Origin of the sequence: Microbacterium sp. EF45047 (genome assembly GCF_028472845.1) — a bacterium.
Classification (GTDB): domain Bacteria; phylum Actinomycetota; class Actinomycetes; order Actinomycetales; family Microbacteriaceae; genus Microbacterium; species Microbacterium neungamense.
This window is the reverse complement of sequence record NZ_CP069429.1, coordinates 1,990,593-2,009,978: the sequence shown is the minus strand read 5'-3', so window position 1 is coordinate 2,009,978 and position 19,386 is coordinate 1,990,593. Positions and strand designations below refer to the sequence as shown.

The 19,386-nt window shown below is 72.2% G+C and carries 20 protein-coding genes; 11 read left to right on the top strand and 9 right to left on the bottom strand.

Going from position 1 to position 19,386, the window contains the following annotated elements; genetic code table 11:
* Positions 1–8 precede the first annotated feature (8 nt).
* The 6 genes from pstA to JRG78_RS09765 form a co-directional block, all read right to left on the bottom strand.
* Positions 9–1,094, bottom strand: a complete 1,086-nt coding sequence (gene pstA, locus JRG78_RS09790; RefSeq protein ID WP_259606496.1) for a phosphate ABC transporter permease PstA — start codon at positions 1,092–1,094, stop codon at positions 9–11.
* A gap of 1 nt (position 1,095) precedes the next feature.
* Positions 1,096–2,088, bottom strand: coding sequence for a phosphate ABC transporter permease subunit PstC (gene pstC, locus JRG78_RS09785; protein WP_259606495.1), 993 nt, complete (start codon positions 2,086–2,088; stop codon positions 1,096–1,098).
* Between the two features lie 142 nt (positions 2,089–2,230).
* Entirely contained in the window at positions 2,231–3,334 is a 1,104-nt protein-coding gene (pstS, locus tag JRG78_RS09780) for a phosphate ABC transporter substrate-binding protein PstS (protein ID WP_259606494.1), read from the bottom strand.
* Between the two features lie 187 nt (positions 3,335–3,521).
* On the bottom strand, positions 3,522–4,460 hold the full coding sequence (locus tag JRG78_RS09775; protein WP_259606493.1) for an NUDIX hydrolase: 939 nt from the start codon (positions 4,458–4,460) through the stop codon (positions 3,522–3,524).
* Positions 4,457–6,622: an RNA degradosome polyphosphate kinase gene (locus JRG78_RS09770; RefSeq protein WP_259606492.1), complete on the bottom strand. Its 2,166-nt coding sequence runs from the start codon at positions 6,620–6,622 to the stop codon at positions 4,457–4,459. The genes JRG78_RS09775 and JRG78_RS09770 overlap by 4 nt, the downstream gene beginning before the upstream one ends.
* Positions 6,623–6,661: 39 nt before the next feature.
* Positions 6,662–7,333, bottom strand: coding sequence for a response regulator transcription factor (locus JRG78_RS09765; RefSeq protein WP_259606491.1), 672 nt, complete (start codon positions 7,331–7,333; stop codon positions 6,662–6,664).
* 40 nt (positions 7,334–7,373) lie between these two features.
* Between JRG78_RS09765 and JRG78_RS09760 the strand changes: the two genes are divergently transcribed.
* From JRG78_RS09760 to JRG78_RS09740, 5 genes are all read left to right on the top strand, one after another.
* Entirely contained in the window at positions 7,374–7,664 is a 291-nt protein-coding gene (locus JRG78_RS09760; RefSeq protein ID WP_259606490.1) for a hypothetical protein, read from the top strand.
* Between the two features lie 194 nt (positions 7,665–7,858).
* A complete protein-coding gene (locus JRG78_RS09755; RefSeq protein WP_259606489.1) occupies positions 7,859–8,461 on the top strand; it encodes an FABP family protein in 603 nt (200 codons plus the stop codon).
* Between the two features lie 2 nt (positions 8,462–8,463).
* On the top strand, positions 8,464–9,570 hold the full coding sequence (gene ygfZ, locus JRG78_RS09750; RefSeq protein ID WP_259606488.1) for a CAF17-like 4Fe-4S cluster assembly/insertion protein YgfZ: 1,107 nt from the start codon (positions 8,464–8,466) through the stop codon (positions 9,568–9,570).
* 129 nt (positions 9,571–9,699) lie between these two features.
* Positions 9,700–10,524: a class I SAM-dependent methyltransferase gene (locus tag JRG78_RS09745; RefSeq protein ID WP_259606487.1), complete on the top strand. Its 825-nt coding sequence runs from the start codon at positions 9,700–9,702 to the stop codon at positions 10,522–10,524.
* 297 nt (positions 10,525–10,821) lie between these two features.
* On the top strand, positions 10,822–11,565 hold the full coding sequence (locus tag JRG78_RS09740) for a phosphoglyceromutase (protein ID WP_259606486.1): 744 nt from the start codon (positions 10,822–10,824) through the stop codon (positions 11,563–11,565).
* A 58-nt stretch (positions 11,566–11,623) separates the two neighbouring features.
* Here JRG78_RS09740 and JRG78_RS09735 read toward each other — a convergent pair whose 3' ends face one another.
* A complete protein-coding gene (locus tag JRG78_RS09735) occupies positions 11,624–12,493 on the bottom strand; it encodes an NmrA family NAD(P)-binding protein (RefSeq protein WP_259606485.1) in 870 nt (289 codons plus the stop codon).
* 76 nt (positions 12,494–12,569) lie between these two features.
* Between JRG78_RS09735 and JRG78_RS09730 the strand changes: the two genes are divergently transcribed.
* On the top strand, positions 12,570–13,322 hold the full coding sequence (locus tag JRG78_RS09730; protein WP_272653349.1) for a helix-turn-helix transcriptional regulator: 753 nt from the start codon (positions 12,570–12,572) through the stop codon (positions 13,320–13,322).
* Here the strand turns inward: JRG78_RS09730 and phoU are convergent.
* Complete coding sequence (gene phoU / locus JRG78_RS09725; protein ID WP_259606483.1) at positions 13,319–14,011, bottom strand: phosphate signaling complex protein PhoU; 693 nt, start codon at positions 14,009–14,011, stop codon at positions 13,319–13,321. The two genes, JRG78_RS09730 and phoU, sit on opposite strands and share 4 nt — an antisense overlap.
* 193 nt (positions 14,012–14,204) lie before the next feature.
* Here phoU and JRG78_RS09720 point away from each other — a divergent pair, with 193 nt between their 5' ends.
* Positions 14,205–15,425 (top strand): sensor histidine kinase, encoded by a 1,221-nt coding sequence (locus JRG78_RS09720; RefSeq protein WP_259606482.1) that lies wholly within the window; start codon positions 14,205–14,207, stop codon positions 15,423–15,425.
* Positions 15,422–16,105 carry a response regulator transcription factor gene (locus tag JRG78_RS09715; protein WP_259606481.1) on the top strand — a complete coding sequence of 228 codons (684 nt, stop codon included), beginning with the start codon at positions 15,422–15,424 and terminating at the stop codon, positions 16,103–16,105. Before JRG78_RS09720 ends, JRG78_RS09715 begins: the two co-directional genes overlap by 4 nt.
* A gap of 72 nt (positions 16,106–16,177) precedes the next feature.
* Here the strand turns inward: JRG78_RS09715 and JRG78_RS09710 are convergent, their stop codons facing one another.
* The gene (locus JRG78_RS09710; protein ID WP_272653348.1) at positions 16,178–16,726 is read right to left on the bottom strand and encodes a DNA modification methylase; all 549 of its coding nucleotides are present in this window, start codon (positions 16,724–16,726) and stop codon (positions 16,178–16,180) included.
* A 135-nt stretch (positions 16,727–16,861) separates the two neighbouring features.
* Between JRG78_RS09710 and JRG78_RS09705 the strand changes: the two genes are divergently transcribed.
* The 3 genes from JRG78_RS09705 to ispD all read left to right on the top strand — a co-directional run bounded on the left by JRG78_RS09705 (position 16,862) and on the right by ispD (position 19,336).
* On the top strand, positions 16,862–17,344 hold the full coding sequence (locus tag JRG78_RS09705) for a CarD family transcriptional regulator (RefSeq protein ID WP_272653347.1): 483 nt from the start codon (positions 16,862–16,864) through the stop codon (positions 17,342–17,344).
* 71 nt (positions 17,345–17,415) lie between these two features.
* Positions 17,416–18,126, top strand: coding sequence for a DUF1345 domain-containing protein (locus JRG78_RS09700; protein ID WP_272653346.1), 711 nt, complete (start codon positions 17,416–17,418; stop codon positions 18,124–18,126).
* A gap of 16 nt (positions 18,127–18,142) precedes the next feature.
* Positions 18,143–19,336 (top strand): 2-C-methyl-D-erythritol 4-phosphate cytidylyltransferase, encoded by a 1,194-nt coding sequence (gene ispD, locus JRG78_RS09695; protein WP_272653345.1) that lies wholly within the window; start codon positions 18,143–18,145, stop codon positions 19,334–19,336.
* Positions 19,337–19,386 lie beyond the last annotated feature (50 nt).

Here is a 19,386-nt window from a genome sequence, read left to right as displayed (position 1 = left end):
GTTGCGGCTCAGCGGCCGTTGGTCTTCGGGGCGAACCACTTGGCGATCAGGCGCGCGAGCAGGTTCAGCAGCATGACGATGAGGATGAGGGTGAGCGCGGACGCCCAGGCGCGGGCGACGGATGCATCCGCGTGCGCGCCCTGGTTCATGTACTGGCTGTAGGCGAACACCGGCAGGGTCATCATCTGGCCGTTGAACATGTTCGTGTTCAGGCTCGCGGTGAATCCGGCGGTCAGCAGCAGCGGCGCGGTCTCGCCGATGACGCGGGCGATGGCCAGCATGACCGAGGTGGTGATGCCGGCCATCGAGGTGGGCAGCACGACCTTGAGGATGGTCAGCCACTTCGGCACGCCCAGCGCGTAGGCGGCCTCGCGCAGCTCGTTCGGCACGATCCGCAGCAGCTCCTCGCTGCCGCGCACCACCACCGGCACCATCAGCACGGCGAGGGCCAGCGCGCCCATGAAGCCCATCGAGATGCCGGGGCGGACGAAGAGGGCGAACACCGAGTAGATGAACAGACCGGCGACGATCGACGGGATGCCGGTCATCACGTCCACCAGGAAGGTGATGCCCTTCGCGATGCGGCCGCGGCCGTACTCGACGAGGTAGATGGAGGTCATCAGCCCGATCGGGACCGAGATCACGGCGGCGGTCAGGGTGACCAGGACGGTGCCCCAGATGGCGTGCACGATGCCGCCGCCGTCGCCGACGATGTTGCGCATCGAGAAGCTGAAGAACTCGGCGTCGAAGCGCTGCAGGCCGTTCGCGACGACCGTCCACAGCAGCGAGATCAGCGGTAGCAGGGCGATCGTGAACGCGGTCGCCACGAGCGCCGTCATCAGCCGGTCGACGGCCTTGCGGCGGCTCTCGACGATCGACGAGAGCACCGTGATGAGCACCATGTACAGCAGGACGCCGACGATCACGGCCCCGGCGATGTTGAAGTCGGCCAGGTCGGCGCCGATGGACGCGACGCCGAACACGACGAAGGACACGGCCAGGCACGCCCCGAGCAGCGCCCACGGCGCCCAGCGCGGGAGCCGGCCGGAGGTGAGCGAGCCGCCGGAGACGACGGGTGCGGTGAGGACGGTCATGTCAGTTCGCTCCCGAGAACTCGGCCCGGCGCGCGACGATCCAGCGCGCCACGGCGTTCACCGCGAAGGTGACGACGAACAGGATCAGGCCGGTGGCGATCAGCGTGTTCACGCCGGTGTCGTGCGCCTCCGGGAAGGCGAGGGCGATGTTCGCCGGGATGGGCGTCGGGTTGGTGGAGGTGAGCACCAGGAAGCTGACCACCGCCGAGGGGGAGAGCACCATGGTCACCGCCATCGTCTCGCCGAGGGCGCGGCCCAGGGCGAGCATCACGGCCGAGACCATGCCGCCGCGGGCGAAGGGCAGCACCGCCATCCGGACCATCTCCCAGCGGGTGGCGCCGAGGGCGAGGGCGGCCTCCTCGTGCAGCTTCGGGGTCTGCAGGAACACCTCGCGGCAGATGGCGGTCATGATCGGGATCACCATGACCGCGAGCACGAGCGCGGCGGTCATGATCGTGCGGCCGGTCGAGGAGACCTGGCCGCCGAAGATCGGCACCCAGGCGGCGTTCTCGTTCAGCCACGCGTACACCGGCTGCAGCAGCGGGGCCAGCACCAGGCCGCCCCAGAGGCCGAAGACGACCGAGGGGACCGCGGCGAGCAGGTCGATGATGTAGCCGAGCACGCCGGCCAGGCGGCGCGGCGCGTAGTGCGAGATGAACAGGGCGATGCCGATCGAGATCGGCGTGGCGATCAGCAGCGCCAGGAACGACGCCCACACGGTGCCGAACGCGAGGGGGCCCACGTACTCCCAGAACGACTCGCCCTGGAGGATGTGGTTGTCGCTCGTGTCCGGCGCGAACGCGGGCAGGCTCTGCACGACGAGGAACGTCGCGACCGCCGCGAGGACGATGAGGATGATGATGCCGGCGCCCAGCGCCGTGCCCGAGAAGACCCGGTCGCCCAGGCGCTGCTTGGCCTTGATCGGCGCAGGCGCCGGTCGCGCGGCGGGCGTGCCCGGCGAGGCGGGCGGCGCCTTCGTGGTCGTCGTGCTCATGGTCTCCTGTTTCGGGCTGGGATGCGGATGCCGGCTGTCGGGCGGGGATGCGGGATGCCGGCGGGTCGTTCCCTGACGGCCCAGGGCCCTCGCGCTCCGGGGAGCGCGAGGGCACCGGCGTCAGCGGACCGTCATGCGGCGGTCAGTCGACCTTGATCGTGTCGATCGCGGCGAGGACCTTCTCGCGGAGGCCCTCCGAGATCGGGGCGCTGCCGGCGTTGTCGGCGGCGGCCTGCTGGCCCTCCTCGCTGGCGATGTACTCGAAGTACGCCTTCACCAGCGCGGCGGTGTTGTTGTCCTCGTACTCCTCGCACGCGATCAGGTAGCTGACCAGGGCGATCGGGTAGGAGCCCTTCTCGGCGGCGGCGGGGTCGACGTCGAAGACCAGGTCGCCGGCGCCGCGGCCCTCGACCAGCGGCGAGCTCTCCACCAGCGCCGCGGCGGCCTCGGCGGAGTACTCGACGTACTCGCCGGCCACCTCGACGTGCACCTGGCCCAGGCCCTCGGTCTGCGAGGCGTCGGCGTAGCCGATCGCGCCGTTGCCGGACTTGATCGCCTGCACCACGCCGGAGGTGCCCTGCGCGGCCTCGCCGCCCTGGACCGGCCACTCGCCGTCGGGCTCGTGGGTCCACACGTCGGGGGCGGTCGCGGCGAGGTAGCCGGTGAAGGTCTCGGTGGTGCCCGAGTCGTCGGAGCGGTGCACCGGCGAGATGGCCAGGTCGGGCAGCTCGACGCCGTCGTTCTGCGCGGCGATGGCCGGGTCGTTCCACTTCGTGATGGTGCCGGCGAAGATGCCCGCGATGGTCTTCGCGTCCAGGTTCAGCGACTCGATGCCCTCGAGGTTGAACGCGACGGCGACGGGGGAGATGTACAGCGGGACCTCGACGATCGCGTCCGAGGCGCAGGTGCCGAAGCCGCCCGCGGCGACCTCGTCGTCCTTGAACGCGCGGTCGGAGCCGATGAAGTCGCTCGCGCCGGCGAGGAAGTTCTCACGGCCGGTGCCCGAGCCGGTCGGCTCGTAGTTGATGGTGACGTTCGGGTTGGCGGTCTGGAACGCGGCGACCCACGCCTCCTGCGCCGAACCCTGCGACGATGCGCCGGTGGCCTTGAGCGTGCCCTCGAGGTTCGAGGCGGCCGGAGCCTCGGAGCCCTCCGGCGCGGTGCCCTCGTTCGCGGCGCAGCCGGCGAGGGCGAGGGCGGCGACGGCGCCGATGGCGCCGATTCGAGCGATTCGGGTGATCTTCACTGTGGATCCGTTCGATCGTGGATGGGTAGAGGCCCGGTGCAGGGCACACAGTGACGTTAGGAGGGACGGTTAACGAGACTCACCCACGCAGGTGAACAGCAGGTGAACGGCTCGGGGACGGGGAACGTCGCCCGCGGACCGGCCGTTCGAGCCCAGACCCACGGTGCGTGGGCGCCCCGCTTCGCGCTCAGACCCGCGGCTCGTGCGTCTCGATCGAGATGATGCCGGATCCCGGATTCGTCAGCGACAGGTGCACGACCGAGAAGGCCGCGACGTCCAGGGCGCTCGCGCTGCCCACGTACGACCCCTGCAGCGTCCCGGTGGCCAGGGCGATCTCGGACATGATCGCCGGCAGCACCGGCCCGTGGCTGCACACCACGGCGGGCTTGCGCGCACGCACCCGCTTGCCGATCACGGAGCGGATGTCGGCGGTGCCGGCCTCCCACGCGTCCTGGCTGATCTTCGCGGTCCGCACCGGCGTGCGGCCGATCTTCTTGGCCAGCGGCGCGACGCTCTGCACGCAGCGCACGGCGTCGCTGGTGACGATGCGGCGCACGCCGAACGCGCGCAGCGGCCCGACGATCGCCTTCGCCTGGCGCATCCCGCGCTCGGTGAGCGGGCGCTCGGCATCCGGCCCGTCCCATTCCGAGCGCGGCAGGGCCTTCGCGTGCCGCAGCGCGATCACCGGGAAGGTGTGCAGCACGCCGTCGTCGACGAGGTGCGCGAACGCCTCGAGGATCTCCACGTCCACCGGGTAGCTCAGACGCGCCCGCGCCTTCTTCAGGCTCACCCACTCGATCCCGGAGATCTCGCCGTTCGGCACGAAGCTGGAGGCGCGGATCGCCTCCTCGGTGGCCTCCGCGGCCCAGTAGTGCACCACCTTCTGCCGCCGGGGGCGCAGGTGGTAGCGGCTGACCCCGACCGGCACGCCGAGGCTGACGCGGATGCCGGTCTCCTCGCGCACCTCGCGCACCGCCGTCTCGGCGAGCGTCTCGCCCGGGTCGACCTTGCCCTTGGGCAGCGTCACGTCGCGGTACTTGGTGCGGTGGATGAGCAGGACCCTCAGCTTGCCCTCGACCAGGCGCCACACCACGGCGCCCGCCGCGTACACGGCCGTGTCGGTCATCGGGCCGTTCGCTTGCGACGGCGACGCTGGATCTCGGACATGGTCCGATCCTGCAGATCCGCGAGCGGCTCGCCGGCGGCATCCTCGGCGTGTCGGGTCCACACGCCGCCGGCGCCGAGGTGCCAGGAGGCGATGCCGTCGTCCATCGCGGCGTCGAACAGCGACACCAGCTCGTGCACGTGCGCCGGGTCGCCCACCCGCACCAGCGCCTCCACCCGCCGGTCGAGGTTGCGGTGCATCATGTCGGCGCTGCCGATGAACACCTGGGGGTCGCCGTCGTTGTGGAAGGCGAAGATCCGGGAGTGCTCCAGGTAGCGGCCGAGGATGCTGCGCACCGTGATGTTGTCGCTGATGCCGGGCAGGTCCACGCGCAGGCTGCAGATGCCGCGCACCCACACGTCCACCCGGACGCCGGCCTGGCTGGCGCGGTACAGCGCGTCGATGATCTGCTCGTCGACCATCGAGTTGACCTTGATCCGGATGTGCGCGGGCCGGCCGGCCTCGGCGTTCTTGCGCTCGTTGTCGATGTGCCGCAGCAGGCCCTTGCGCAGGTGCAGCGGAGCGACCAGCAGGCGCTTGAACTTCTTCTCGATCGCGTAGCCGCTGAGCTCGTTGAACAGGCGGGTGAGGTCCTTGCCCACCTGCGGGTCGGCGGTGAACAGGCCGAAGTCCTCGTAGATGCGGCTGGTCTTCGGGTTGTAGTTGCCGGTGCCGACGTGCGAGTAGTGCCGCAGCACGCCGTCCTCCTCGCGGATGACGAGCGCGAGCTTGCAGTGCGTCTTCAGCCCGACCAGTCCGTAGACCACGTGCACGCCGGCCTTCTCCAGCTTGCGGGCCCACACGATGTTGTTGGCCTCGTCGAAGCGGGCCTTCACCTCGACCAGGGCGAGCACCTGCTTGCCCGCCTCGGCGGCGTCGATGAGAGCCTGCACGACCGGGCTGTCGCCCGAGGTGCGGTACAGGGTCTGCTTGATGGCGAGCACGTGCGGGTCGCGGGCGGCCTGCTCCAGGAACGCCTGGACGCTGGTCGCGAACGACTCGTAGGGGTGGTGCACGAGCACGTCCGCCTTGCCGATCGCCTTGAAGATGTCGGGGCGCTCGTTGCTGTCGCCGGGCTGGAAGGCGAGGGCCGTGGTCGGCACGTGCGGCGGGTAGCGCAGGTCCGGGCGGTCGACGCGGGCCAGGTCGAACAGGCCGCGCAGGTCCAGCGGCCCCGGCAGCCGGTACACCTCCTGGTCGGTGATGTCGAGCTCCTTCAGCAGCAGCTCGAGGGTGACGTCGTCCATGTCGTCGGTGATCTCGAGCCGGATCGGCGGCCCGAAGCGGCGCCGGAGCAGCTCGGCCTCGAGGGCCTGGATGAGGTTCTCGGTCTCGTCCTCCTCGATCTCCACGTCCTCGTTGCGGGTGAGCCGGAACGCGTGGTGGTCGAGCACCTCCATGCCGGGGAAGAGGTCGTCGAGGTGGTTGGCGATGAGCTCCTCGAGCCGGATGAACCGGGTGATCTCGCCGGCGCTGGGCACCTCGACGAAGCGCGGCAGCATGGGCGGCACCTTCAGGCGGGCGAACTCCTGCCGCCCGGTGCGGGCGTTGCGGATGCGGATGGCGAGGTTCAGCGAGAGCCCGGAGATGTACGGGAACGGATGCGCGGGGTCCACGGCCAGCGGCATCAGCACCGGGAACACCTGCGCCTGGAAGTAGTCGCTGAGCGTGGACCGCTCGGCGTCGGTGAGGTCCTCCCAGTCGGCGATCTCGATGCCGGCATCCGCCAGCGCGGGCCGCACCTGCTCGGTCCACACGTCCGCGTGGCGCAGCTGCAGCTTGTGCGCCTCGCGGGAGATGTCGGCGAGCACGTCGCTGGGGGAGCGTCCGACGTTCGTGGGCACCGCCAGCCCGGTGACGATGCGGCGCTTGAGGCCGGCGACGCGCACCATGAAGAACTCGTCGAGGTTGCTGGCGAAGATGGCGAGGAAGTTCGCGCGCTCCAGCTCCGGCAGCGACGGGTCCTCGGCGAGCTCCAGCACCCGCTGGTTGAACGCGAGCCAGCTCAGCTCGCGGTCGAGGTAGCGGTGGTCCGGGAGCAGCACGTCCGGGGCTTCGACCGCGTCGAAGTCGTCGTCCTCGGCGTCGCCGAGCCCTGCATCTGCCAGTGCCGGTTCCATCATGGGGTACATCCTTGCACCGCGCGGTGACGCCCGTGTGAACTATTCCGCGCGCGGGTGGTCGTCGTCGAAGAGGTTGAAACGGTAGCCGACGTTGCGGACCGTCCCGATGACGTGCTCCGCCTCGCCGAGCTTCGCGCGCAGCCGCCGCACGTGCACGTCCACGGTGCGGGTGCCGCCGAAGTAGTCGTAGCCCCACACGTCGCTGAGCAGCTGCTCGCGCGTGAACACGCGGGACGGATGCGTGGCGAGGAAGTGCAGCAGCTGGAACTCCTTGTAGGTGAGGTCCAGCGGCTTGCCGTGCAGCTTGGCGGAGTACGACTGCTCGTCGATGGTGATCCCCGAGACGTGCACGCCGGTGGGCTCGGAGGCCTCCGCCCTGGCCAGGAGCAGGCGGATGCGGGCATCCGTCTCCGCCGGACCCGCGGTGCTCAGGATGACGTCGTCGAATCCCCACTCGGCCGCGACCGCGCTCATCCCGCCCTCGCCCACCACCAGCAGCACCGGGGTGTCGTTGCCGGCGGTCTCCAGCAGCCGGCACAGCGACTTCGCCTGCGCGAGCTGGGTGCGCCCGTCCACCACGATCACGTCGGCGTCGGGCGCGGAGGCCAGGCGCGCGGCATCCGCGGGATGCTGCCGCACCCCGTGCGAGAGCAGCTCGAGCGCGGGCAGGACGCCGTCCGCGTCGGCGGAGAGAACCAGCAGCTGGGCCACGCCACCATGCTAGGGGCAGTGCATGGGTGACAATGGGGGCATGTCCGAACCGGCCCTCGCCCCGCGCAACGCGTTCCACGGCGTCGTCGCCGTGTGGATCGTGTCGTTCGTCACCGCGATCCTCCTCGGGTTCCTCGTGCCCGAGGCCGAGCGGGTGCGGTGGGTGCTCATCGCGTTCGGCGCGATCATCCTGCTGTCCTTCGCGGTGCAGCTCGCCTACGGGCGGGTGCAGGGCTTCATCGTGCGCACTGCGGGCAGCGTGATGGGCGCCCTGGCGCTGATGGGCATCGTCTCGATCGGCTTCGCCCTGGCCGCGCTGGGCGGCGCCTGAGCATCCGGCGCCCCGTCGCGCCCGGCATCCGCGGCCCGCGCGTGGCGGCGAGTGACTAGAGTGGAGGCATGGACCTCGTCGCGCTCGAAATCTTCTTCCTCGGCCTCCTCGGCCTGGCGAGCCTCGCGATCGCCTTCGTCTCCGGCGTCGTGCTGCTGAACCTGTTCCGCGGCCAGCGCTGATCCGAGGACGTCGTGCGCGATCTGCCGACCGACCTGCCCGCCGACATCGTCCCGCTGTCGTGGCTGCTGGGCGTGTGGGAGGGCACCGGCGTGATCGACTACACCGCCGGTGACCATCACCATCAGGGCGAGTTCACGCACCGCGTCAGCTTCAGCCACGACGGCGGTCCGTTCCTGAACTACGCCGCGACGGCCTCGTTCCTGGGCGCCACGGGCGACGAGCCGCCGGTGCCGCTGCTGGCCGAGACCGGCTTCTGGCGGGTGTCGCGCCGGCAGACCGCGGCGGATCCGGGCCCGGCGCTGCTGCCGCCGAGCGAGAGGTCCGCCGCGCGCACCGCGGAGGACGTCGAGGAGCTGCGCACCTCCGACGGCTTCCCGATCGAGGTGTCGCTCGCGCACTCGGACGGCACCCTCGAGCTGTACCTGGGGCGGATCGCCGGTCCCCGCATCGACATCGCCACGGATGCCGTGGTGCGCACCGCCGGGGCGAAGGCGTACACCGCCGCCTCGCGCATGTACGGTCTCGTCGACGGGCACCTGCTGTGGGCGTGGGACATCGCCGCCGAGGGATCCCCGCTCGCCTCGCACGCCTCGGCCCGGCTGGCGAAGGTGTGACCGTGGACCTCGGCAGCATCCCCGGGGCCGTCCGAGACGGCGAGACCATCGCGCACTTCGGCGACCCGATGACGGAGCAGCGCCGGCTGGCGGCCGGTGCGGCCGTGGTGCCGCTCGGCGATCGCCGGCTGATCGAGGTCGCCGGCGAGGACCGGCTGACCTGGCTGGACTCCATCACGTCCCAGGCCGTCGCCGGGCTGCGACCGGGGGAGAGCACGGAGCTGCTGGTGCTCGACCCGCACGGCCACATCGAGCACGCCGCCGGCATCATCGACGACGGGGTGTCCACGTGGCTGATCGCGGATGCCGGGGACGCGGACGGACTGGCCGCCTGGCTGCAGCGGATGGTGTTCCGGTCGCGGGTGACCGTCACGCCGCGTCCGGAGCTCGCGCTGGTCGGCTTCCACGCCGGCGGGGAGGCCGAGGCGGCGGTGCCGGCGTACGCCCCGAACGGGGTGCCGCTCGTCTGGCGCGACCCGTGGCCGCAGGTCCAGCCCGGCGGGCACCAGTACGCGCAGGCGGCCGGGCATCCGTCCGCCGGGTTCGCATGGTGCGTCGCCGTGGTCGCGGAGGATGCCGAGCTCACGGGGCCGTCCGCGGTGCCGTTCGCGGGGGCGCTCGCCGCGGAGGCGCTGCGCATCGCCGCGTGGCGGCCGCGCTGGGCGACCGAGGTCGACGAGAAGTCCCTGCCGCACGAGACCGACTGGATCCGCAGCGCGGTGCACCTGAACAAGGGCTGCTACCGCGGGCAGGAGACGGTCGCGAAGGTGCACAACCTCGGGCATCCGCCGCGCCGGCTCGCCGCCCTGCACCTGGACGGCAGCGACGCGGTGCTGCCGTCGCCCGGCGACCCCGTGCTGGCCGGCGACGCCGAGGTCGGCCGGATCACCTCGGCCGCGCGGCACCACGAGGACGGCCCGATCGCGCTCGCGATCCTGTCGCGGCGCGCCCCCGAGGGCGACCTCGTCGTCCGCAGCGACGGCGTGGACATCGCCGCCGCGCAGCAGGTGATCGTGCCCGCGGATGCCGGGGCCACCGCCGACGTCCCCCGCCTCACCAGGCTCTCCCGCCGCCCGGAGGCCGCCCCCGGCAGTCCTTCCGGTCTTTGAGCCCCTCCCGTCGCTGACGCCTTCCGGTCGCTGACGCCCTCCGGTCGTTGAGTCCTTCCGGTCGTTGAGCGAGGGCGCCCGGAGGGCGCCCGAGACGAAATGCCCGCGCCGGCGGGGGAGAATGGGGGGATGGCGCGTTCTCCGCTCGGTCGGCCCACACGGGGGACGACGGGGACGAACCGGCTGCGGCGGAACGACCGGTGGATCGCGGCGAGCCCGGCGTTCCGCGCGGCATCCGACCCTCTCGTCGTCGACCTCGGGTTCGGGGCCAGCGGGGTGACGGCCTTCGAACTGGCCGCGCGGCTGCGACGGCACCGCGCCGACGCCGAGGTGCTCGGCCTGGAGCTCGACCCGGAGCGGGTCGAGACGGCGCGCGCGCAGCTCGCCGAGGTGCGCGCGGGGCGCACCCCGTTCCCGCCCGACCTGCCGGTGTCGTTCGCGCGCGGGGGTTTCGAGGTGCCGCTCCCGGACGATCGCCGGCCGGCGGTCATCCGCGCCATGAACGTGCTCCGGCAGTACGACGAGGGCGACGTGGGGGAGGCGTGGCGGGCGATGGCGTCGCGCCTGGCGACCCGCGGGATGCTGTGCGAGGGCACCTGCGACGAGATCGGCCGGATCGCGTCGTGGGTCGACGTCGCCCCGGACGGGAGTCCTGTCCGCTTCACGATCTCGCTCCGGCTGGCGGAGCTGGAGCGGCCGGGCGTCGTGGCGGAACGGCTGCCGAAGGCGCTGATCCACCGGAACGTCCCCGGGGAGCGCGTGCACGAGCTGCTCGCCGCTCTCGACCAGGCGTGGGACCGCGCGGCCGGTCTGTCGGTGTTCGGCGCCACGCAGCGGTTCGCCGCAGCCGTCGCCGCCGTGAAGGCGGAGGGCTGGCCGGTGCTCGGGCGCCCGGCCCGCTGGCGCCTCGGCGAGCTCACCGTGCCGTGGGACGCGGTGGCGCCGGCGGAGTGAGCACCCTGCCCGCCCGGGGCGTTTCGTCTCGTCCGCGCTCCGCGCGTCCTCGCTCAACGACCGGAAGAAGCGCACCCACCTACCGCCCCACCCCAGGGCGCCCGTCCTGCGTCCCCGTCACCGGAGAGGGTTCGGCGGCCTTCCCGGAGCGAGCATCGGGAGGGGCCCCGCTCGCAGAGCGGGGAGGGAACCCGCTCTGCGAGCGAAGGGAGGACATCCCCGCGGAACCCCCAGAGCCGCCGAACCCGGCCCGACACGAAACAGTCCCGTCATCGGTGCATCGCTAAGCTGGGACGCATGACGCGCACCCTGATCCTCCTCCGTCACGGCCAGAGCGAATGGAACGAGCTCAACCTCTTCACCGGCTGGGTGGACGTCCGGCTCACCGAGAAGGGCAAGGCCGAGGCGCGCCGCGGCGGCGAGCTGCTCGCGGAGTCCGGCATCCTGCCCGATGTGCTGCACACCTCGCTGCTCAGCCGCGCGATCCAGACCGCCGACATCGCGCTCGACGCCGCGGATCGCCTCTGGATCCCGGTGCAGCGCTCGTGGCGCCTGAACGAGCGCCACTACGGCGCCCTGCAGGGCAAGGACAAGGCGCAGACGCTGGAGGAGTTCGGTCCCGAGCAGTTCCAGCTGTGGCGCCGCTCCTTCGACGTTCCGCCGCCGCCGCTGGACGACCACAGCGAGTTCAGCCAGGTGAACGACCCGCGCTACGCCGGCATCGACGGCGAGGTGCCGCGCACCGAGTCGCTCAAGCTCGTCATCGACCGCCTCCTGCCGTACTGGGAGAGCGCGATCGTCCCCGACCTCGCCGCCGGGAAGACCGTGCTCGTCACCGCGCACGGCAACTCGCTGCGCGGTCTGGTCAAGCACCTGGAGGGCATCAGCGACGCCGACATCGCGGAGCTGAACATCCCCACCGGCATCCCGCTCGTCTACGAGCTCGACGAGCAGAACCGGCCCACCGGCCCTGGCCGCTACCTCGACCCCGAGGCGGCCGCCGCGGGCGCCGCGGCCGTCGCCGCGCAGGGCAAGAAGTAGCCCGCAGGTCCACGGGGAGGGGCGGATGCCGCGCGGCATCCGCCCCTCCCCGCATCCGTCACACGATCGCGGCCAGCTCGTCGCGGATCCACGACCGCAGCGTGGTGGGCGTGGTGGATGCCACGGTCCGCGGCTGCTCCGGCACGAACCCGTCGCGCAGACCGGCCGACATGCCGATCATGGCGTCCGCCCATGCCGGGGACATCCCCATCGACAGGTAGGCCTCGCGCATCTCCTCGTCGGCGATCCGCTCGGCCGTGACGCGGCGTCCGATCTCCGCGGTCAGCAGCGCCGCGACGTCGTTCCAGCTGAGGTCGGCGGGGCCGTGCGCCGCCTGCACCCGCCGGCCCGACCACCCGGTGTTCAGCAGCAGTCCGGCCGCGACCTCTGCGATGTCCCGCGGGGCGACCCACGGCATCCGGGCATCCGGCGGCAGCAGCACCGGGATCGTCCCGGCGCGGATGGCGTCCACCTGGAACGCGAGGTTGGTGAAGAAGTAGCCGCAGCGCAGATGCACGACGTCGATGCCGAGCTCGTCCAGCGCGACCTCGGTGGCCGCGAGTCCGTCGATCTCGCCGGCGCCGTGCCGCTTCTCCGCCCCGACGCTGCTCTGGAACACCACCCGGCGGATGCCGTTGGCGGTGACCGCCCGCACGAGCGCCTCGCGGGCGCGGGCGTACTCCGCGAGCGGGTCGTCGCCCGCGGCGGGCGGGCTGATCCAGTGCAGTGCGTCGACGCCGCGGGTGGCGGCCACGACGTCCTCCGCGACGCGGGAATCGGCCTCGGCGACGTCGACGACGTCCCGCAGCTCCGCGTCCAGCCGGCCGGCATCCCGGAGCAGGACCCGGGGACGCACCCCCGCCCTGATCAGGGCGCGGGTGAGGTGGCGGCCGACGTGCCCGTTCGGCGTGGTGACAGCGATCCTCATGTGTTCTCCTCTCCGGCTGTCACGCTACGGGCGGATGAGGACGACTTCTGTCCGCATCCCGTGCGAGACTCGCAGCGTGACGCCGACCGACCGCGCTCTGCGCCTGCTGTCCCTGCTGCAGGCCGGCGGGGATCTGCCCGCGGGGCTGCTGGCGCGGCGGCTCGGCGTGAGCGAGCGCACGGTGCGGCGGGATGCCCGTCGGCTGCGCGACCTCGGATACGACGTCCGGTCGCGTCCGGGGCCGGGATCGGGATACCGGCTGCATCCGGGTGTGCGCATCCCGCCGCTGCTGTTCACCGAGGACGAGGTCGCGGCCGTCGCCGCCGGGCTCGGTGTGCTCGCGGCCTGGGCGCCGGAGGACGAGGCCGCCGTCGCCGCCGCCGGGAAGCTCGCGCAGGTGCTGCCGCCGCGGCTCGCCCGGCGGGCCCGCGCGGTGGCGCTGTCGACCCAGGTGCTCCGCACCGGCATCCGTCCCGCCGTGGACGTGGCGGTGATCGGCACGATCGCGGATGCCGTGGCCGCCGGCACCCGGGTGCGGTTCTCCTACACCGACGGGGAGGGCCGCGCCACGCGGCGGCTCACCGAGCCGTACCGTCATGTGCTGCGCGGCGACGTCTGGTACCTGGTCGCCTTCGACGTGGACCGCGACGACTGGCGGCTGTTCCGCCTGGATCGGGTGACGGATGCCGAGCCCGCGCCGGGCACGGCTCGAGAGCGTCCGTTCCCCGAGGCGTCGGTGGAGGCGTGGCTGGCGTCGGACTTCGGCCGCGCCCGGCCGGGGGCGCGGAGCGCGCCGGGGTCCGGGATCGCGCGGGGGCCGGGGAGCTAGTTGCGCTCCTCCTGCGCCTCGGCGGCGAGGGCGATGTCCTGCTCGTCCACGGTCCAGTCGCCGGTGGACAGGTAGACGACCTTCTTCGCCACGGCCACGGCGTGGTCGGCGAAGCGCTCGTGGTACCGGCTGGCCAGGGTGGCGTCCACGGTCGCGGTCGCCTCGCCCTTCCAGTTGTCGCTGAGCACCTTCTCGAACACGCTGAGGTGCAGCTCGTCCACGTCGTCGTCCGCGTTGCGGATCGCGTCGGCGTGGCGCAGATCCTGGGTGCGCAGCAGGTCGCTCAGGGTGCGGGAGATCTCCACGTCCAGCTCGCCCATCCGCTTGAAGGTGCTCTTCAGCCCCTTCGGGATCGCGCGCTCGGGGAACCGCAGCCGCGCGAGCTGGGCGATGTGCTCGGCCATGTCGCCCATCCGCTCGAGCGAGGCGCTCACGCGCAGCGCGGTGATGACGATCCGCAGGTCGCGGGCGACCGGCTGCTGGCGGGCGAGGATCTCGATGGCCTGCTCGTCCAGGGCGACGGCGAGGTGGTCGATCTTCGCGTCGTCGGCGATGACCTCCTCGGCCAGGGCCACGTCGCTCTGCGCGAATGCACGGGTCGCCTTCTCGATCGCAATCGTCACCAGATCGGAGATCTCGACCAGGCGGGACTGGAGGTCCTCGAGGGACTGGTGGAAGACTTCGCGCATGTCGGCGCAACCTTTCGTCGTGGGCTCGGCGGGGCTCGGGCCGAATCGGACGCGCACGGCGGCGCGGACCAGAGCCGATTGTGTTCGTCGAAGGTTAACGAACGGTGCCCAGAACGTGAATACTAGCCCGCACCGCCCGCGCAGGGGCCGCTGAGCCACGGGACGACGGGTGAACGGGCCCTACTCTGGAGGCATGCCCTCACCGCAGCTCGCGCTGATCGCACTCGCCATCGGAGTGATGATCGGCGTCGGTGTCACCCTCCTGCTCGTCTGGGCGTACCGCACCCGGGCGCGCGTCGCCGAGGAGACCTCGAACGCGATCCCGACCGGGATCACCGACGTGCTGGCGGGGATGGACGACGCCGCGTGCGTGCTGGACGCCTCCGGTCTCGTGGTCGCAACCTCGCAGGCGGCCACCCGGTTCGGGATCGAGGCGGGATCGGTGCTGGAGAACCCGGAGCTGCGCCAGCTGGTCCGCGGGGTGCGCGGCAGCGGCGGCACCGCCACCGAGACGCTGCGGCTGACCCGCGGCGGAGCCGGGCTCGACCCGCGGCTCGTCTCGGCGCGTGCCAGCGCGGTCGGCTCGCGGCTGACGCTGCTCATCATCCGGGACGTGACCGAGCGCGAGCGGCTCGATCAGATGCGCAACGACTTCGTGGCCAACACCAGCCACGAGCTGAAGACGCCGGTGGGGGCCGTGAGCCTCCTCGCCGAGGCCATCGAATCCGCGGCCGACGACCCCGAGCAGGTGCGCATCTTCGCCGCCCGCATCTCCGCCGAGGCCGCCCGGCTCGGGCAGCTCACCGGCCGGATCATGAGCCTGTCCCGGCTGCAGGCCGCGGAGGGGCTGACCGAGGTGGGGCCGGTGGCGATCGACGAGGTGATCGCGGCGTCGATCGAGGCGCACGCGGTGCAGGCCGACTCGGCCGGGGTCGAGCTCACCCGCGGCGGCGACCGCGGCGTCTGGGTGCGCGGCGACGCGCAGATCCTCATCGAGGCGGTCGGCAACCTCATCGCCAACGCGATCGCGTACTCGCCGAAGGGCTCCCGCGTCGGGATCGGCGTCAAGGCGGATGCCGAGGTGGTCGAGATCGCCGTCACCGATCAGGGCATCGGCATCTCGGAGGCCGATCGCGAGCGCATCTTCGAGCGGTTCTACCGCGCCGACGAGGCCCGTTCCCGCCGCACCGGCGGCACCGGGCTCGGCCTGTCGATCGTGAAGCACGCCACCCAGCGCCACGGCGGCGAGGTGCGGCTGTGGTCGCGTCCCGGGCGCGGCTCCACCTTCACCATGCGGCTGCCGCGGATCGACGCCCCCACCGAGGACGACCTCACCGCGAAGAAGACCAAGAAGAAGCGCGCACGCAAGGCCGGCAACGGGCGGCTGCGCGTACGGAACGGAGAGAACGCATGACCCGCATCCTGCTCGTCGAGGACGAACCCGACCTGGCCGACCCGCTGGCGTACCTGCTGCGCCGCGAGGGCTACGAGGTCGAGATCGCCGAGGACGGACCGGGCGCGCTGAACGCGTTCCGCGAGCGCGGTGCCGACATCGTCCTGCTGGATCTCATGCTGCCCGGGATGCCCGGGACCGAGGTGTGCCGGCAGATCCGGCAGTCCTCCGCGGTGCCGATCATCATGCTCACCGCGAAGGACTCCGAGGTGGACATCGTCGTCGGGCTGGAGCTCGGCGCGGACGACTACGTCACGAAGCCCTACTCCTCGCGCGAGCTGCTCGCCCGGATGCGGGCGGTGCTGCGCCGCGTGGTGCAGGCCGAGAGCGAGCTCGACGAGCGGGTGCTGGAGGGCGGCCGGGTCACGCTGGACATCGACCGGCACACCGTGTCGGTGGCCGGCGAGCAGATCAACATGCCGCTGAAGGAGTTCGAGCTGCTCGAGGTGCTGATGCGCAACGCCGGCCGGGTGCTCACCCGCGGGCAGCTCATCGACCGGGTGTGGGGGAGCGACTACTTCGGCGACACGAAGACGCTGGACGTGCACATCAAGCGCATCCGCTCCCGGATCGAGGAGAACCCGTCCGAGCCGGTGATGCTGGTCACCGTCCGCGGGCTGGGATACCGCTTCGAGGGCTGAGCCCCGCCGGGGACGTGAAGAGGCCGGCCCCGCGGGGCCGGCCTCTTCACATCGGTCAGTACCGGGAGTCGGTCAGTGCGAGGACTCCTCGTGGTCGCTCTCGCTCTCGGTCGGCTCCGGAGCCGGCGTGAAGCCGCCGGGCACCAGGTCGCGGTAGTACGGCAGGGTGCCGTCGAGCACCGGCACCTCGGCGGCCGAGCCGGCGTCGCCGCCGGAGGCGAAGTAGATCTCCACCGTCGACCCGGGCACGGCGTCCAGGCCGTCGATCTCCAGCGGGTCCTCGTCGGCGCCCAGGCTGATGCGCTCGCCGCCGGGGACGTCCACGGTCAGCGTCTCGCCGTTCACCTCGACCGTGAGGGTGGCGTCGTCCTCCGAGGTGTTCACGAGCGCCGCGACCAGGTTCCCGACCTCGCCCTCGGCGTCGGCGACGACCATCGCGTTGCGGACCTCGACCGGGCCGCCCGTGGTCTCGATGTTCACGCCGTCGGAGGCGGGATACTGGATGGTGGTGGCCTGGTGCGTCAGGAACGCGCATCCGGTGGCGCCGAACGCGACGGCGGCGCCGAGCACGGCGGTGGCGGCAAGGCGCGGAGCGACGGACGCAGCAAGGCGCGATTTCACGGATCCTCCTGAGGTGCGACGGGTGTCCTGCTTCAGTGTAGTGGGTCCGCGCCGCACGCCCGGGAGGCCCGCAGGCGCGAACCTTACTGCATACCGGCTGTGGTATTCTGGAGGTTGCCGAAAGGACACGTTTTTATGCTTTTTGAGGTTGGCGAAACAGTCGTCTATCCGCACCACGGAGCCGCCACGATCATCGAGGTCAAGGACCGGATCATCAAGGGCGAGACGAAGAAGTACCTGAAGCTCAACGTCACCCAGGGCGATCTGATCATCGAGGTGCCGGCAGAGAACGTCGATCTCGTCGGCGTCCGCGACGTCATCGGCAAGGAGGGCCTCGACCACGTGTTCGAGGTGCTGCGCGCCCCGTTCACCGAGGAGCCGACCAACTGGTCGCGTCGTTACAAGGCGAACCTGGAGAAGCTCGCCTCGGGCGACGTCATCAAGGTGAGCGAGGTCGTCCGCGACCTGTGGCGCCGCGATCAGGACCGCGGCCTGTCGGCCGGTGAGAAGCGGATGCTGGCGAAGGCCCGGCAGATCCTGGTCTCCGAGCTGGCTCTGGCGGAGAAGATCGACGAGGAGAAGGCCGGCGAACTCCTCGACGAGGTGCTCGCTTCTTGACGCGTGACAGAAGGCGGATGCTCCGGCATCCGCCTTCTTCGTCTGTCCGGACGGATCGTTACACTGACGGGATGCCCCGGCCGGCACGACGACGCACGATCCCGCTCCGCTACGACGACGGGTTCCGCGGGGCGATCGCGATGGTGGTCTCCGCCGTGTTCGTGGTCGTGCCGATCGTCGCGCGACTCGTCGGGGCCGACGTGCCGGTGAGCGTGCTCGTGGCATCCGTCGGCGTCTCGCTCACCGTGTTCTCCCTCGTCTACGTGGTGTGGACGCACCGCCTGTACGCGGCGACCCCCGAGGGGGAGGCCCTGCGGATCGCGGCGGAGCAGCATCGCGGCGGGCCGAGCCGGATGTCCCGCGTGGTCGGGTTCGGCGGCCCGGAGAACTGGGCGATGTCGGCCGCGGTCACCGCGCTCGTGGTCGCCATCGCGACCGCGGTCGTCTGGTACACGGATCGGATGCTGTGGCTGCCGCTGATCGCCCTCGGCACGGCCGCCCTCTCCTGGGTGCTGATGGCCTACGCGTTCGCGCTGAAGTACTTCCGGCTGCACGCCGCCGGGGAGCGGATCGAGTTCGACATCGACGAGGAGCCCGCGTTCCCGGACTTCGTGTCGCTGGCGGTGATGATCGCCGCCGCCGGGGCGCTGTCGGCGGCGACGCCGCGGACGAGAGCGGGCCTGTCCGCCGTCCGGACCCAGACGGTGATCGGCTTCGGCTTCAACTCCCTGGTCGTCGCGATGACCGTGTCGCTCGTGGTGGGGCTGCTCGGCGTCGCGTGATCGGTAACGTGAGACCGTGACCCTGCTTCCCGTCCCCACCACCGCGATCATCGTCGTCGCGGCCGGCTCCGGCACCCGGCTGGGCGCCGACGCGCCGAAGGCGTTCGTCGGCATCGACAGCCGGTCGATCCTGCGGCACGCCCTGGACGGCGTGTTCGCCGCCGCGCCCATGCAGGTCGTCGTCGTCGCCCCGGCCGGCTACGAGGGCGAGGCCGAGGCGGAGCTGCGCGCGGCCGCCGGCGACCGCGCCGACCTCGGCCGCGTCGTCACCGGCGGTGCGACCCGGCAGCAGTCCGTCGCCGCAGGGCTGCGCGCCCTGTGGGGCGATGTGACCACCGTGCTCGTGCACGACGCCGCCCGCGCGCTCACGCCGCCCGCCCAGATCGACGCGGTGGCCGAGGCGGTCACCGGGCAGGCCGGCGTGATCCCGGCGCTGCCGGTCGTGGACACCCTGAAGCGGGTGGACGGGGCGGAGGTCGTCGCCGCGGTGGACCGGTCCGAGCTCGCCGCCGCGCAGACTCCCCAGGGCTTCCCCCGGCGCGCCCTCGAGGAGGCGTACGCGCAGGCGGCCGCATCCGGCACCGACCACACCGACGACGCCGCCCTGTACGCCGCCGCCGGACACCCGGTGCGCCGCATTCCGGGATCCGAGCGGGCCTTCAAGATCACCACGCTCGCGGACCTGGAGCGGGCCCGGCACCTGCTCGGGCACGCCGCAGCGCCGGCGACGCCCGCGCTGCCGCGCATCGGCATCGGCACCGACGCGCACGCGTACGGCGGGGAGGGCGACCTGTGGCTGGCGGGTCTGCGCTGGCCGGGGGAGCGGGCGCTGTCCGGCCACTCCGACGGCGACGCGGTCGCGCACGCGATCGTCGACGCGCTGCTCTCGGCGGCAGGGCTGGGCGACATCGGCACGCACTTCGGCACCGACCATCCCGAGTACGCCGGCGCCCACGCCGACGTCTTCCTGCGGCGGACGGCGCAGCTGCTCGCCGAGGCCGGGTTCGGCATCGGCAGCGTCTCGGTGCAGTTCCAGGCCAACCGGCCGCGGTTCAGCGCCCGGCGGGCGGAGGCCGAGCGGGTGCTCTCCGCCGCCCTCGGCGGCGCCCCGGTGTCGGTGACGGCCACCACCACCGACGGGCTGGGGTTCACCGGCCGGGGCGAGGGCGTCGCGGTCACCGCCGTCGCGCTGGTCGTTCCGGCGGGATGACCCGCGCGCATCCGCGGGCGTCGTGCGATGTCACCGCCCGGCTGCGGCAC

Excerpts from the sequence above, each read along its gene's own strand:
- pstA (WP_259606496.1), bottom strand. The coding sequence starts at position 1,094 with ATGACCGTCCTCACCGCACCCGTCGTCTCCGGCGGCTCGCTCACCTCC.
- pstC (WP_259606495.1), bottom strand. The coding sequence starts at position 2,088 with ATGAGCACGACGACCACGAAGGCGCCGCCCGCCTCGCCGGGCACGCCC.
- JRG78_RS09775 (WP_259606493.1), bottom strand. The coding sequence starts at position 4,460 with ATGACCGACACGGCCGTGTACGCGGCGGGCGCCGTGGTGTGGCGCCTG.
- JRG78_RS09770 (WP_259606492.1), bottom strand. The coding sequence starts at position 6,622 with ATGATGGAACCGGCACTGGCAGATGCAGGGCTCGGCGACGCCGAGGAC.
- JRG78_RS09760 (WP_259606490.1), top strand. The coding sequence starts at position 7,374 with ATGTCCGAACCGGCCCTCGCCCCGCGCAACGCGTTCCACGGCGTCGTC.
- JRG78_RS09745 (WP_259606487.1), top strand. The coding sequence starts at position 9,700 with ATGGCGCGTTCTCCGCTCGGTCGGCCCACACGGGGGACGACGGGGACG.
- JRG78_RS09740 (WP_259606486.1), top strand. The coding sequence starts at position 10,822 with ATGACGCGCACCCTGATCCTCCTCCGTCACGGCCAGAGCGAATGGAAC.
- JRG78_RS09735 (WP_259606485.1), bottom strand. The coding sequence starts at position 12,493 with ATGAGGATCGCTGTCACCACGCCGAACGGGCACGTCGGCCGCCACCTC.
- phoU (WP_259606483.1), bottom strand. The coding sequence starts at position 14,011 with ATGCGCGAAGTCTTCCACCAGTCCCTCGAGGACCTCCAGTCCCGCCTG.
- JRG78_RS09720 (WP_259606482.1), top strand. The coding sequence starts at position 14,205 with ATGCCCTCACCGCAGCTCGCGCTGATCGCACTCGCCATCGGAGTGATG.
- JRG78_RS09715 (WP_259606481.1), top strand. The coding sequence starts at position 15,422 with ATGACCCGCATCCTGCTCGTCGAGGACGAACCCGACCTGGCCGACCCG.
- JRG78_RS09705 (WP_272653347.1), top strand. The coding sequence starts at position 16,862 with ATGCTTTTTGAGGTTGGCGAAACAGTCGTCTATCCGCACCACGGAGCC.
- JRG78_RS09700 (WP_272653346.1), top strand. The coding sequence starts at position 17,416 with ATGCCCCGGCCGGCACGACGACGCACGATCCCGCTCCGCTACGACGAC.